Source organism: Agromyces sp. Marseille-Q5079 (assembly GCF_051016555.1).
GTDB lineage: Bacteria > Actinomycetota > Actinomycetes > Actinomycetales > Microbacteriaceae > Agromyces.
This window is the reverse complement of the sequence record NZ_JBPEJF010000003.1, coordinates 167,351-181,835: the sequence shown is the minus strand read 5'-3', so window position 1 is coordinate 181,835 and position 14,485 is coordinate 167,351. Positions and strand designations below refer to the sequence as shown.

The window sequence follows — 14,485 nt, the reverse complement described above, 5'->3', positions numbered from 1 at the left end:
CGGGTCAGCCCACCGTGAAGCGCTGCTCGGCCATCTCGACGACGGCGCCGCGCGGCACGAGGTACCGCCGCCCGGGCTCGCACCGGAGCGCCACCTCGTCGAGGCGCCGCAGGACCGTGCCGTTGCCGGAGAACCGATCGGCGATCCAGAGCGAATCGTCGTGCACGCCGAACTCGAGATGCGTCTTGGACACCGAACGACTCGGATCCTCGACGTGCACGAGATGGTCGAACGTCTCACCCGGCTGCGGCAGCGGCCGCCGTCCGATGAGGCCCGTGCCGAACACCACCCTGATCTCTCCGGACCCGAACCGGAGCACGAACCGCGGGGATGAGGTCTCGGCCACTGCCACGGGCGGCGTCGTCGCGGGCGCGTCCGTCGTGACGCCGGTGGCGGATGCCGCGGGCGAGCCCTCGCCCACCGGCCCGGCCGCGTCGACCGGGATGCTCACCACGCCGCTGTGCCGGAACCCGCGCCCGAGCGACATCGTGTCTCCGGGCCGGGGATCGGGACGCCGACGGGACTCGGGCGTCGCGCTCGTCGAACTCCCGCAGTGCCCGCAGAACATCGCGCCATCGGGCAGCGCCGCACCGCAGATGCGACATCTCATGCACGACCACCTCTCCGGCTGACAGCGTACCCGCCGAGCGAGGTCAGCGAGACGGCCGCCCTCCAGCGCTCGCGCCTCGTCCGCGGCGCCCCCATGCGCTGCTGCAGCTCGTCCACCGACCGCCACACCCGCTCGTCGTCGCCGGCATCCGGTCCTCCTGGGGCGAAGATCGCCCGATCGACGACCGAGGCCAGCACGAGCGGTGCAAGCCCGCCGACGGTCGCGGCCTGTTCGGCCCGCGTCGCCCCCGCACGGATCGGGTATCCGTAGTCCGCCGCCGTGTCGGCGAACTCGAGCCATCCGCCCTCGATGCGCTCCACCTCGGACCTCGCGCGTCGGCGAAGCCTTCGGCGCCTGAGCTTGGCGACGATGACCGCGAGGAACGGGCTCGCGAGCAGAGCCGCGCCGAGGATCACGATGCCCGTGATCGTCGCGATGGTGCGCAGGATCGCGACCCACTGGTCGGCATCGTCGGACGGGCGTTCCTCCGCCCGATCGGCGGCGTCGTCGTCGCCGTCGATCTGGGTCCGCTCGGGCGGCGGCGGCAGGGCCGCCTGCGGCCGCGAGACGGTCATGGGCTGGTCGGGTTCGCGCTCCGGCACCGGCCGCGGAATCGGATTGGGATCCAGCGCGAGCCACACCCCGTCGCCGCGCTCCACCTCGATCCACGCCTGCAGGTCGGCTCGCCGGATCTGCGTCGCGGTGCCGTCGACCGAGGCGGCCTCCATCGCGGCCGCCGTCGGGCGGTAGCCGACGACCACACGCGCCGGGAAGCCGATCTCGCGGGCCATCATCGCCGCGGCGACGGCGTACTGCTCGCCGTCCCCGAGCATCGGGAGGTCTGTGGCCAGCTGCGACAGCCGGTCGAGCGCGTGTCCGGAGCGGGTCGGGACCTCCTCTTCGGTGCCGTGGCTGACGTAGCCCTCGCGCTGGAACCCGGCGACGACGCCGGCCAGCCGCTCGCCCGCCGGGGCGTCGGCCGGGGCCCATTCCTCGAGCAGGGTCGCGAGTTCACCGGGCAGCTTGGGCGCCGGCGGGACCACGCTGGTGCCGGGCTGGATCGATCGCACGCTGTCGGGTTCCGCCACGACCATGGACCAGGCGAGGTACGAATCGCCCCGCGCAAGGCCGGTGGTCACCGCCGCCGTGCCGGTGGTGTCGTTGTAGAAGAAGCCGTCCGCGAGCGTCTCCGAACGTGGACCCCCGAACTCGATGCGTTCGAGCTTGCCGATGCCCGGCACCCAGACGTCGTCGTAGTCGAGGACCTTGACCTGGAGCCGTTCCTCCCCGCCCCCCGAGTCGCTCTGGTCGAGGCGGTAGGGCACGCGCGTGAACGTGCCCGACACCGAGGTGCCGTCGGAGCCGCCCACCGTGTAGACGACCCCGTCGTAGGTGTCCATCGTGGCGACGCGCAGCCCGGATCCGGACGGGAGTCCGGCGACCTCCAGCATCACGTCGTCGGCGGCATCCGGCGCGAACGCCGCCCGGAAGCCGGCGAGCGGGCTCTCGTGCGCGCGGGGTTCGAACGGCGGCTGCACCTCTGAACGGACCACCGTCCGGGCCTGCACGGGCGTGAGCACGACGACCATGGTGGCTCCGACGAGCGCGATGGCCAGGATCGCGGATGCCCCGATCAGGCGCCGGGCATTGGCGAGGGCGTTCTCGACCGTGCCGTGCCCGGTGATCGCCCTGCGATCGGCGATGGCGATCAGCACCATCCAGGCCACGACCGCGACGAGGAACGCGAGGCCCGCCGGCAGGGCGAAGCCGCCGTGGACGACGCCGAGCACGATGCCCGCCACGAGGAGGCCCGCGGCCGGCAGGATCGCCGCCACCGGATGCCGCGTGCGGAACGCGATCGTGACCGTGGCCGTCGCCGCGATCAGGCCGAGGAGGAACGGGGGCACGAGCAGCGCCTGGTAGGAGCCGACCGGCACGGCGATGGTCACGAGCTGCTTCCAGGAGAGGGCCGTCGCCGCGATCAGGTCGAGCAGGCCCTGGGGCGTCGGCAGCACGCCGCCGACCGCGCGCGAGGGCACCGCCGCGGGCACGCCGAGCACGAGGAATCCGACGACGACGGCGACGAGGACCGCCCACGTGGGCCACGACCGCCATGCCCCGAGGAGGGCGATGGCGGTGCCGGCGAAGACCGCGACCACCGCGGCGACGATGAAGTCCCCGCTCTCGTACACGGGCCACCACGGGATCATCGCCGCCCCGAGCACGAACGCGAGCACGAGCACCGTGAGGACGTTCCGCAGCGGCGAGCCCCCGACGACCGGGGCCGAGCGCGTGCTCATGCGACCGACGCCGATCGTGCGAGCATCGCCCGGAGGTCCTCGAGGTACCCGACGCCGAAGACGGTGAGGCCCGCGACCGTCCGCGCCGTCGCCTCCCCCTCGGGCGAGCACCGGACGGCGATCGTCTCGACGCCCATGGGCAGTTTCGACGCCGCGACGCGCAGCGAGGGGATGCCGCGACCGGTGCCGGTCACGAGGAAGGCCAGCGAGACGCCGGGCAGCCCGTCGGCGGCGGCCCGCGCGACGTCGGCGAGCATCGTCGTGCGCTCGTCGCGCTCGATCACGCAGAGCGCATCGAGGAGCCGGTCGCGCGTGACGGTCGGCAGCTCCCGCATGGCGGCGGGTCCGGCACCGGCGCGGCCGGGGACGACGAACGAGACCGTCCGGGCGTCCCGGATGGCGCGCGCGCCGACGGAGGCCGCGACGCTGACCGCGAGCTCGAACTCGGCGTCGTCGACGTACGCGCTCGGATCGAGGTCGAGCACGACCATGAGCCGGCTCCGCCGGGTCTCCTCGAACTGGCGGACCATGAAGGTGCCGGTCTTCGCGGAGCTCTTCCAGTGGATGAATCGGCGGTCGTCGCCCGGCAGGTACTCGCGCAGCGCGTGGAAGGCGATGTCGCTCGCCGTCAGGTCCCTCGTCGGCGAGCCCTCGAGGTCGCGGATGGACCCGGAGCTCAGGGCCGCGATCGCGATCGTGCGCGGGTGCACGCGCAGCTCGACGACCTGGGACCAGACGATCTCCCGCCGCATGAGTCCGAGCGGGTCCGCCCTGACCGTTCGCGTCGGCCCGACGTGCACGATGCCGCGCCGCTCGGTCGGGACGCGGAACGCGCGATCGAACGTGCCGCCCCGTGGGAGCGCGGGGAGCACCCACTCCATGGTCCGGCGACCGACCGGGAGCTCGAGCTTGACCCCGCCCCAACGCCGGCGACCCGGGTTGGCCGCGACCAGCCTGGCCGTCGCCGGTACTCCCACGACGACCCTCGACACGGGCAGCGAGAGTTCGACGCTCGAGGCGCCTCGCCCGATCAGCCACGCCGTCGCCAGCGCCGCGACGATGAGCAGGCCCCATCCGATCGCGATCAGCTCGACCCAGCCCCACGTGTACCCGAGCGCGAACGAGAGGGCGGCGCCGACGAGCGTCGCCCAGCCGCGCGCCGTGACCACCGAGCCGACCTGCCGCTGCCACTGGACGAGCGCCGTCTCGGTGCGGCCCGCCGCCGCGACGAAGTGCGCGATGAGCGCGGCGAGCACGCCTTCGCGCCGAGCGTCCTCGGGCATGGTCGTGCGGGTGCGGGCGAGGCTCACACCGCTTGCCTCGTGGACGGTGGCGGCGTCTCGATCAGGACCTGAGAGATGAGGTTCGACGCCGTGACGCCGTCGAACTCGGCCTCGGCGTCGAGGATGAGTCGATGGGCGAGCACCGGCTCGGCGAGCGCCTTGACGTCATCGGGGACCACGTAGTGGCGACCCCGACCCGCGGCGTGCGTCTTCGCCGCCCGGATCAGCGCCAGTGCGCCGCGCACGCTCACGCCGAGACGCACCTCGCGGGTGGTGCGGGTCGCGTCGACGAGCCGGGAGACGTAGTCGTGGATGGTCGGGTCCACGTACACCGTGCGTGCGGACGCCGCCATCGCGACGATCTCCTCGGCGTCGAGCTGCGCCTGGATCTGGTGCCCGTGCGCCCGCTGGTCGGCCCCCTCGAGGATGCGGATCGTCGACGCGTGGTCGGGGTATCCGATCGACGTGCGCATGAGGAAGCGGTCGAGCTGGGCTTCGGGGAGGCGATAGGTGCCGGCCTGTTCCACGGGGTTCTGGGTGGCGATCACCATGAACGGATGCCCCACGGGGTGCGACTGCCCGTCGACCGTGACCTGTCCCTCCTCCATGACCTCCAGGAGCGCCGACTGCGTCTTGGGGCTCGCGCGGTTGATCTCGTCGGCGAGGATGATGTTGGCGAAGACCGGGCCGGGATGGAACTCGAACCGACCGCTCCGCTGGTCGTAGACCGTGACCCCGGTGATGTCGCCGGGCAGCAGGTCGGGGGTGAACTGCACCCGGTTGCTCGAGCCGGCCACCGACTGCGCCATAGCTCGTGCGAGCGAGGTCTTGCCCGTGCCCGGGACGTCGTCCAGCAGCAGGTGGCCCTCACTGAGGAAGGCGGTGAAGGCGAGGCGCACCACGCGGTTCTTGCCGAGCAGCACCTCCTCGACCGCGCCTACGAGCCGGTCGAGGTTGGCGGCGAACTGCGCAGCCTCTTCGGGTGTCATCGTCATGCGAGCTCCAACGGACGTCATGGGTTCGTATACCTCACTTTCACGCCGGCGACCTCAACATCCAACCAGACGCGGTCCTCCGGTTGTGCGTTCTGCACCCGGCAGCTCGTCGGACTCTCCGCCGGCCCGCCCGAATCACGACCCTCGACCCCGCAGCTGTAGCTCGCGGGGATGCCGGAGTTGTCGGGGTCGCTCGCCCAGGTCCACGTCGACTGCTCCGGATCCCAGGCGCCCGACGGAAGCGCGAAGGTCAGCGACGGCTCCGCGTTCTCGGGGAGCACCGCGGACCACGGACCGCACGTGCCCCAGGCCGAGCACGCGCGCACCTGGAACCGTGCCGTCTCGCCGAACGGCCGGTTCAGGAGCGCCCTGAGCCATCCCGACCCCGGGAAGGCCCGAGGCTCGCCGATGCGCAGGCCGTTCGCGTCGACCGCGATGATCTGGAGCGTCGACGCTCCCGGTCGGACATCGGAGATGTAGCGGTCCCACGTCTCGGCGTTCATCCAGTCCATCGCGCTGTCGACCGCGTCGACCTCGCCCGGGGCCGGCCGCACCACGATCCCGGCGACGTCGGTGCTGACGCAGGCCGCCCGGTTGAAGCCCCACACCACGAACGAGTACTGCACGGAGTCGGCCACCGCTCCGGGGAAGGTGACGCTCGTGACATCCGGCCCCACCTGCACGAGGTCGGCGACGCCGCCCCCGCGCGCCGGGGAGACGACCGTGCCCGGCGCCGGCGTGGTGACGGTGCACGCCTGCGGTCCGGTCGGCACGGTGCTCACGCCGTCGGCGAGCCGCTGCACGAAGTATCCGCCGATGGGATCGCCGTTGCCGCCGAAGGGCGACCAGTTGACGGTCACGGTGCCGGCCGCGGCATCGCCGGTCACCCCGATGGATCCCGGCACCGGCTGTCCGAACGGCGTCCCGGCGCCCCGGGACTCCGCCCACGTCGCCATCGCCGGGTACGCCTCGTTCCGGGCGCTGACCGAGAACTCGACGAGGCTCCCGTTCTGCAGCGACGAGGAGTCCGTCGAGCATCGCGAGGCCGTGCACACCGATGCGGCGTCCACCTCGCCGGCCACCCCGCCGACGACGATCACGTACGAGTGCACCGGGCTGCCGTTTCCGGCCGAGACGGGCGTCCAGCTGATGCGGAGCCGGCCGTCGAGCGGGGCGGATGCGAGCCCCTGCGGGGCGCCCGGGATCACGTCGGACCAGATCGGGCCGGGGGCGGCGACGACGTCCGACAGGCCGATCCCGTTGCGCGCCTGCACCTGCACCGTCACGGCGTTCGCGCGCCCGTTGCCCGGGGTCGGCACCCGGCACGTCGTGGCCTCGCAGTCCGAGACGGCCACCACCTCGCGCGTGCCGGGGTCGACCAGGCTCAGCCGGTACCCGACGATCGGCGAGTTGTTGAACCCCGCCGCCCCGAACGCGACGTCCAGCGTGCCGTCGCCGAAGCCGGTGACGGTCGGGGCCGTCACGGGGTCGGGTCGGTCCTGCACCGAGATCGTGACCGTGCCCCACGCGTACCGGCTCGGGTCGCCCGTGGCATCCGCCACCTGGTACTGCAGCGTCGTGTTGACGGGATCCGCGTCGGCGGCGACCGTGACCGTGAGCTTCGAGCGGTCGCCGTTCGGCGTGACCGTGAGGTCGCCGGGCAGCACGCCGTCGAGCCCGCGCACCGACACGACCCGCAGCGGGTCGTGGAACGGATTCGTCGGATCGTCGTTGGCGAGCACGTCGACGACCGTCGTGCGTCCGCGCTGCACGGGCACGAGGTCGGCGACGGGTTGGGCGAGCGGCCGGGTCGACGGCACCACGCCGAGGGTGATCCGTCCGGGCGTGCCCTCCCCTGCCTCGTCGAGGACGGAGACGGCCACCGATCCGGTCGTGCCGATGGGCGTCGCCGGCGACGCCGTGATCGTGAGCTCGTCGCCGTCGAGCTCGAACTCGAATCCATCGGGAGTCGGATCGATGACCTGGTACCGCAGTTCGTCGACCTCGCCGAGGTACGGCTGGATGAGCTTGTCGAGGTCGATGAGCTTCGATTCGCTCTGCTCGAAGTCGATCGATCCTCCCGCGAAGGCTGGTGCCTGGTCCGTCTTCGGCTGCACGCGGATCGGGATCACGATCGTGCTGGTGCGTCCGGCGGGGTCCTGCGCCGACTCGCCGTCGGTCACCGAGAACGAGATCGACGCCGGACCGAAGTACCCCTCCTCGCTCCGGAAGGCGACCGTCCGGTCGTCGACCCACGGGTCCTCGCCGTCGCTGTGAGCAGCCCGTACGCTCGCGGCATCCGTGATCCGCACCGGCCGCCCCGACGCGGCGATCACGAAGTCCTCGATGTCCAGTTCGACGCGCTCGCCGCTGGTGACCGTGACCGACGGCGCATCCCGCCGCAGTTGCGGCACCGCGTCGTCACGCCCGGGCACCCAGATGAAGGCGTACGTCTTCACGGTGGGATCGTCGGGGTGGGAGACCTGGAACGGGATGATCCTGCGCTGGTCCTGGACGTCCACCCTGATGCGGCCGTCGGGCAGGACCTCCGCCGCCGTCCGATAATCCGGGAGCAGTGCGACCCCGAGATCCGCCGTGTCGCCGTCGGCGAGGAACGCCTTCGCGAGCACGTCCACGTCGACCCGCTCGCGATCGACGATGTCGCTGAGGGTCAGCACGGTGTCCTCGACCTCGGGCCGGGACAACGGCGCGTCATCGCGCGCGTCGATCGTCAGGAACGACGTCGCCGTGCCGAGGTGCTCGTTCTGGATCGTGTAGATGAACCCGTAGTCGCCCTCGACGTCGGGCACCGGGATGTCGACGTGATCGTCGGCGACCTGCGGCTCCGCCTGGTTGTCGGTCGGCTCCACCGATTCGATGGTGAGCTCGCCCCCGTCGGGGTCGCTGTCGTTGGCGAGGACGCGCACCGAGACGGTCCGCCCGGGGCGCACGACGACGTGATCCTTCACGGCGACGGGATTGCGCGCCGCGTCGGGCCTGGCCGCGATGCCGACCCGCACCGTGCCCGTCGCGCCCTCACCGAGCGCGTCGATGACCGAGTACTCGAAGCTGTCCGTTCCGGCCGAATAGGGACCGGCCTCGTAGTCGAGCCACCCCGGCCCCGTCTTGACCACCACGCCTCGATCGGGATTGGACTCCTGCCCGACCAGTTGCACGGAGTCGCCGTCGGGATCCGTTCCGACGAGCGGGACCGCGATGCGCACGATGTCGCCGGCGAGGGCGCGCGCCGTGATGGCCGGCGGCACCGGCGGCGAGTTCGTCTCGGGATCGGCCTCCCGGACGGTGATCCGGACCGTCGCGGTCGCCTCCTGGCCGTCCTCGGGGGCGACGACGCGGTACGTCGCCTCGTACTCCCCCGGTTCGTCGGGTGCGAAGTAGCGCAGCCGGTCGCCGCTGACGAACAGGAGCCCGGCCTCCGGCTCCGTCTCGAGGTCGGGCGCGAGTTCGAGCTGGAGTGCGTCGGGGTGCTCGTCGTTCGCGAGGACGGGCACGTCGATGACGTCCCCGACCCGCGCCGAGGCTGTGTCCGCGTTCGCCACGGGCGGCTGCGTGCTCGCCGGATCCGGCACGTGCACGACCGTGACCACGCCGTCGGCCTCGCCGAGCCCGTTGCTCACCCGATAGCCGAACGAGGTCGACCCGAGCGGCAACGGCGCGACGAGCTCGACCCGGAGGATCCGGTGCTCGATCACCTCCACGGTCACGAGCCCCTCGTCGACGCCGTCGATGCCCGTCACCACGAGGACCCCTCCCGTGGGGTCGATGTCGGTCGCGAGCACGTCCACGTCCATGGGCCGTTCCATGCGGAGGAAGGCGGTGTGCGGCACGGTGATCGGCGTGGTGTCGCGTTCTGGCGGCGCCTCGACCTCGACGCGGATGAGTCCCGTCTCCGTCGCGCTGCCGTCGGTCACCACGTACTCGAGGTACTGCGTCCGCTCGACCGAACTGCGGAACCGGAAGGTGCCGCCGTCGTAGTCGGGCGTGATCTGCACCTCGTCCTTGGCGGGAACCGAGCTGAGCGTGATGCTGCCGGTGCCGCCGTGCGCGTGCCGCAGCGGATCGATCCGGATCTCCTCGCCGGTCGTCGCGAGCACGACGAACGGCTCGGCGACCAGGGGCACGTCACCGGGCATCCGCACGTCGACCTCGAGCTCGCCTCCTCCGTCGTCGCGCCCATCGGATGCCACGAGCGCGACGCGGCGCGTCGGGCCGACGCCCTTATCCTCGTCGAAGACGACCGCCCCGTCGGCCGTGAACGAGACGTCGTCCGCGCCGTCCGGGGTCGCCGACCGGAGGAAGAACGGATCGCCGTCGGGGTCGACCCAGTCGCCGAGGACGGGAGTGGTCGCCCGGCCGCTCTCCGCGACCGTGGCGACGCGATCCCGCGCCTGCTCGGGTGGCGAGTTCTCGTCATCGGTGCGCACGTCCACGCTCACCGACGCCGACGCGCTCCCGCCTCGACCGTCGTCGACCGTGTAGCCGAACGTGAAGCCGTCGGCGACCGTCGCGTCGAGGGTGACCTGCACCTGCTGCCGATCGGACACCACGTCGACCCTCACCCCGTCGGGCACGGTCGCCTCGACCGCGTCGATGGCCAGCACGTCGCCGTTCGCGTCGGAGTCGTTCATCAGGACGGGCAGCGTCGAGGAGCGTCCCGGCCTCGCACCGAACTCGTCGTCGACCGCTTCGGGTTCGACCTGGCTGCGTTCGAGCGGGGCGTCGTCCTCCGCATCGTCGACCTCGACGGTCTTGTCATCGGGCTGCGTGGCCAGCAGCGCCGCCCAGTTGTCGATGAGTCCGTAGTCGGTGCCCGCCGCCCATCCGGTGCCCGACGCCCGATCGTTCAGGACGAGCGAGTCGCCATTGGCGAAGAACGCGAGGTCGGCGCCGCCGCCCAGCCCGTCGAGGGGGATCGGCGTTCCCGCCCGCTCGCCGCACGCGCGCCAGGCGGTGCCGTCGGCCCACGCCGCGTTCAGGCATCCGCCGTGGCGCACGGGAGTGGCCGCGTCGCCCTCGGCGCCCGGGACGACGTCGCTCGTCACGGCCCCCGTGCCGAGGTCGACGAGGATCAGCCCGGATCGGCTCGCGATCGCGACCGATTCGCCGTCGGCGGACGGCTCCTGCAGGCGCGCGTCGTCCGTCACCGAGATCACCGTGCTGAGGTCGATCTCCCGCTTCTCGATCAGGAGCCTTCGCGAAGCCTCGTCGTAGACGGCCCATCGGGCACCGGCCGAGGTGATCTGCAGGCCCGAGCCCTCGACGGCTTCGGCCGTCGGCCACTGCTGGCTGACGGATTCGGATTCGGCCGCGTCCACGCGCTGCACCAGCCCCGTCCCGGGCGTGTAGGCGAAGAGCACGCCGTCGGGATCGACCGAGACGACGGCCTCCGGTCCGAAGTTCAGCGTCGGATCGGCGCCGAGCTGCAGCTCGGCGAGCTGGTCGCTCGGCCCGGTCCAGACCTTGCCCTCGGAGGCGACGACCACCTGCGACCCGGCGAGCGCGATCGTGCTCCCCGGCGGCACCGCGACGGTGTCCGTGACCTCCGACGTCGTGGGGTCGATGACGGCGACCGTCGCCCGGTCGGGATCGAGCGCGAACACGGTGTGGTCGCGTTGGATGATGGAGCTCGTGGCGCCGCCGGTCTCCACGACGGAGTTCAGCTCGTGGACCGCGGTGTTCGCCCGACCGACGGAGTCGAGCTCGTCGTTCGCGACCCACACCGCCGCATCGCCCAGGTCGACGCGCTGGGCCGAGTAGCCGCCGGACGCCGCCGCGACCGCCACGATCACGGCGACGAGCCCCGCGCTGACCGCCGAGGCGATCACGGCGGAGCGGTGTCGTCCGAGGGCGGCGGGGATCCTCCTCATCATGGCTCCACGTCGACGCAGCGCTGCTCGCTGGGGCTGCCGGACTTGCCGTCGCGTGCGACGCTCACGCTCGCGCAGACGTGATCGCCGCCGGATGCCGCGACCTGGATCCGCGGATCGCGCTGCGCCGGCCGCGCCAGGTCGTCGATCGTGACGATGTAGGCGTCCTCGGGGCGCAGGCCGGGATCGTTCCAGGTGAAGGTCACGGTCTCGCCGCGCACCACGGCCTGCACGTCCGTGACGACGGGGATCGGGGCCGTCGCGGTGGTGAGCACGACGATACCCGTCGTGACGACGCCGACGAGGAGCACGGATGCCGCGGCGATCGTCCAGGCCGCACGCCTGGACCTCCGCGAGGACCGCGGGTCGGCGTCGCCGTCGGCGTCCGTGGAGGTCGCACTCGCGCGCGAGTCGCCCCTGAGCGTGGTCGCCGCCATCGCGTCGTTCGGCCGCCGACGTCGAGGGACCGGCCGCCGTCCGGTGATCGGACCCGCGACGATCCTCGTCCGCTCGTCGACGTCGACGTCGGCGGCCAACGCCATCTCCCACTCCTCGGTGACCACCTCGAGCGAGGTCTGCGGGAGTCCGAGCTCCTCCTCGACGGACTGCAGGTCGCGCCCGAATTCGAGTGCCCCGGCCTGCCGATCCGCCGGGCGCTTGGACATGGCCCTCGCGAGGATCTCCTCGAGCGAGGCCGGAACGTCGGAGCGGCCCGTCGGGCGCGGTCCCGCCCGGCGGATGCGGGCCATCACCTGGTTCGGGCTGTTGTCACCGTTCGGCTCCTCGAACGGGCTTCGGCCGGCGAGGAGCGAGTAGACGGTGGCCCCGAGCGACCAGACCTCGCTGCGCACCGTTCCGCCGATGTCGTCGTGCAGCACCTCGGGTGCCGACCACGGGATCGACATGCCGATCGCATCGGTCGTCTCGACCTCGCCGATCGTCGCCGCGATGCCGAAGTCGGAGAGCACGGGATGCCCGTACGCGGTCGTGAGGATGTTCGAGGGCTTGATGTCGCGGTGCAGCACGTTGTGGCGATGCGCGGTCTCGACGGCGCTCGCCATGCGAACCCCCGTCGAGAGCGCCTCGGCCAGCGGGATCTGCGTGGTCCGGTATCGCTGGCCGAGCCCTGTGGGGCAGAACTCCATCACGAGGTACGGCCGGCCGTCGGCCGCGACCCCGGCCTGGTACACGGTGAGGATCGACGGATGCGACGAGAGCTGGGCCATCACGTTCGCCTCTGCCTGGAACATCTGCCGGAGCTCGTCGTTGACGACCTCGGCGAGCAGCACCTTGACGGCCACGAGGCGCCTCGGCATGTTCTGCTCGTAGAGGAACACGTCGGCGAATCCGCCCGAGCCGAGCACGCGGACGAACGCGAACCCCGGAAGGTTCGGCGGCGTGGACGGCAGACGTCTCGACACGATCCTCCATGACCTCGGTCCGGCTCGGGTACCGGGGCCGCGGGGACCACGGCGACACACCGACTGCCATCATTCTACGGTCGTCGGCTGGCAGGGAGCCCGGTGATCGAGCCGTCAGGCGGAGGCCGCGTGCCCGCCGGTCGCGGGCGCGGTGACGTCGAGCACGTCGACGATCAGCACGGTCACGTTGTCGCGTCCGCCGTTGCCGAGCGCGGCCTCGAGCAGGTGGGACGCAGCCCGCTCCGGTGCACGGTCGGCCATGAGGAAATGCCGGATGCCGTAGGAGGTGAGTTCCTTCGTCAGGCCGTCGGAGCAGATCAGCAGTCGCATGCCAGGTTCGATCGCGATCGCGCGGTAGTCGGGGATCGGGGTCTCATGGAATCCGACGGCCCGCGTGATGACGTTCGAATGCGGGTGCGTGTCGGCCTCGTCGCGCGTGATCTGGCCCGAATCGACGAGCTCCTGGACGATCGAGTGGTCGACCGTGAGCTGCTCGAGCACGCCGCCGACGAGACGGTAGACGCGGGAATCGCCGATGTTGAACACGATCCACGCGGGTTCGTCGGAGATGACGCCCAGCGCGACCCCGGTGACGGTCGTGCCGCTGCCCTCATCGGTGACGCCGCGGCCGTGCACCATGTCCTGCACGGCGAGCTCGAGCGCGTGGTCGATCTCGGCGGTGCCCATGGTGAGCCGGCCGCCGTACTCGGCCAGGCGCGTCACGACGGCCGCGCTGGCGAAGTCCCCGGCCGCGTGCCCGCCCATGCCGTCGGCGACCGCGAACACGGGCGCCTGCGCCACGAAGCTGTCCTCGTTGACCTGGCGCCGATGCCCGGTGTCGGTGGCCGCGGCCCAGGCGATCGTGATCTTCGTGCCGTCGGGCAGCGCGATCGGATGCCGCGAGTTGCCGTGTCCGATCTGCGTCACGAGGTGGGCCTGTCGTCTCTGTTCGGGCTGGTGACGTCCTCTCGGGCGGGGAGGACCTCGACGATCGTATCGTCTCCGAGGTCGAGTGAGCTGCCCTCGATGAGCACGATCGACTCGCCGGCCCGGAGCCGCCGCTGCCCGGCGGGCGTACGGAGGAGCGTCCCGTTCGTCGACCGCAGGTCGGTGGCGACGAGTCGGGATCCCTCGACGCGGAGCTCCAGGTGGGTGCCGGAGACCACGCCGGTCGGCGACCTGACGGCGACGAGTTCGGGCACCCCGGTGCGCGAGAACGGCGTCCGCGGAGCACTGGGTCGCCGGCCGATGAGGATCGGGGCGCCGACGGTCCGCGCCTCGCCGCGGCCGATGCGCACCATCGGCGCCGCCCGCGGCGGGACGGCGTGCGGCGGCTCCGGTGCCGGCGCGTCGGCGAACGCGGGCTGGCCCCCGACCGACGGCAGGTCCCGCGGGATGAGGGGCACCGTGGCCACGTCGGGTGCCGGTCGGGCTCCGCGCAGCACGGTGTCCTCGTCGTCGGGCGTCGGCTCCGCGGCATCCGGCCGACCGGCGTCCTCCGACTGGACCCATTCGACCGTCGAGGCCCGAAGGCTCGCCCTGGCGTGGCGGACGCGCTCGGTGGCCGTGCCGAGCCGGTCGAGCGGTGCCTCGGCACCGGTCACGCGCACGCCGGTGACGTCGCGGAACTCGGCGAGGTGCCAAGGGCGGATGCCTCTCGCGTCGAACCGTCGGGACCCGCCGGGCGATTCGAGGTCGACGATCGCGGTGCCGCGCACCACGGCGGTCACGGTCTCGGAGCCGTCATCCGGCCACCACACGATGGCGAATCCCTGGTCGCGATCCGATGTCGGCCCCGGAACCGACTCGACCAGGCGTTCGATGCCGACGCCCGGGTCGCCCGCCGCCTCCGCAAGGGCGGAGATCGCACGATCGTCGGCGGGAGCCGCCAGTGCCGCGATGAAGCGATCGCCGATCACCACGTCCCAGGCTGAACGCCCGACATGGGACGCGCTCGTCACGGTTCCACCGACCATGTGCCAAGTCTC

At 72.2% G+C, this 14,485-nt stretch carries 8 protein-coding genes; all 8 read right to left on the bottom strand.

The genetic code is table 11. From position 1 onward, the window contains the following. Nucleotides 1–4: 4 nt before the first annotated feature. Entirely contained in the window at nucleotides 5–610 is a 606-nt protein-coding gene (locus tag ACR3IO_RS08345) for a zinc-ribbon domain-containing protein (protein WP_434070732.1), read from the bottom strand. Next, nucleotides 607–2,910, bottom strand: a complete 2,304-nt coding sequence (locus tag ACR3IO_RS08340; protein ID WP_434070731.1) for a transglutaminase domain-containing protein — start codon at nucleotides 2,908–2,910, stop codon at nucleotides 607–609. The genes ACR3IO_RS08345 and ACR3IO_RS08340 overlap by 4 nt, the downstream gene beginning before the upstream one ends. After that, a complete protein-coding gene (locus ACR3IO_RS08335) occupies nucleotides 2,907–4,220 on the bottom strand; it encodes a DUF58 domain-containing protein (protein WP_434070730.1) in 1,314 nt (437 codons plus the stop codon). Before ACR3IO_RS08335 ends, ACR3IO_RS08340 begins: the two co-directional genes overlap by 4 nt. Then, nucleotides 4,217–5,188, bottom strand: a complete 972-nt coding sequence (locus ACR3IO_RS08330) for an AAA family ATPase (protein WP_434070729.1) — start codon at nucleotides 5,186–5,188, stop codon at nucleotides 4,217–4,219. Before ACR3IO_RS08330 ends, ACR3IO_RS08335 begins: the two co-directional genes overlap by 4 nt. Before the next feature lie 17 nt (nucleotides 5,189–5,205). Beyond that, the gene (locus ACR3IO_RS08325) at nucleotides 5,206–11,076 is read right to left on the bottom strand and encodes an Ig-like domain-containing protein (RefSeq protein ID WP_434070728.1); all 5,871 of its coding nucleotides are present in this window, start codon (nucleotides 11,074–11,076) and stop codon (nucleotides 5,206–5,208) included. After that, nucleotides 11,076–12,497 carry a serine/threonine-protein kinase gene (locus tag ACR3IO_RS08320; RefSeq protein ID WP_434070727.1) on the bottom strand — a complete coding sequence of 474 codons (1,422 nt, stop codon included), beginning with the start codon at nucleotides 12,495–12,497 and terminating at the stop codon, nucleotides 11,076–11,078. Before ACR3IO_RS08320 ends, ACR3IO_RS08325 begins: the two co-directional genes overlap by 1 nt. A gap of 114 nt (nucleotides 12,498–12,611) precedes the next feature. Then, nucleotides 12,612–13,424 (bottom strand): PP2C family protein-serine/threonine phosphatase, encoded by an 813-nt coding sequence (locus ACR3IO_RS08315; protein WP_434070726.1) that lies wholly within the window; start codon nucleotides 13,422–13,424, stop codon nucleotides 12,612–12,614. Continuing rightward, the gene (locus tag ACR3IO_RS08310) at nucleotides 13,421–14,473 is read right to left on the bottom strand and encodes an FHA domain-containing protein (RefSeq protein ID WP_434070725.1); all 1,053 of its coding nucleotides are present in this window, start codon (nucleotides 14,471–14,473) and stop codon (nucleotides 13,421–13,423) included. Before ACR3IO_RS08310 ends, ACR3IO_RS08315 begins: the two co-directional genes overlap by 4 nt. Between the last annotated feature and the right edge of the window lie 12 nt (nucleotides 14,474–14,485).

What these genes read in the sequence shown, in the direction of transcription:
- ACR3IO_RS08345 (WP_434070732.1), bottom strand. Translation starts at nt 610, where the DNA reads ATGAGATGTCGCATCTGCGGTGCGGCGCTGCCCGATGGCGCGATGTTC.
- ACR3IO_RS08340 (WP_434070731.1), bottom strand. Translation starts at nt 2,910, where the DNA reads ATGAGCACGCGCTCGGCCCCGGTCGTCGGGGGCTCGCCGCTGCGGAAC.
- ACR3IO_RS08330 (WP_434070729.1), bottom strand. Translation starts at nt 5,188, where the DNA reads ATGACGATGACACCCGAAGAGGCTGCGCAGTTCGCCGCCAACCTCGAC.
- ACR3IO_RS08325 (WP_434070728.1), bottom strand. Translation starts at nt 11,076, where the DNA reads ATGAGGAGGATCCCCGCCGCCCTCGGACGACACCGCTCCGCCGTGATC.
- ACR3IO_RS08310 (WP_434070725.1), bottom strand. Translation starts at nt 14,473, where the DNA reads ATGGTCGGTGGAACCGTGACGAGCGCGTCCCATGTCGGGCGTTCAGCC.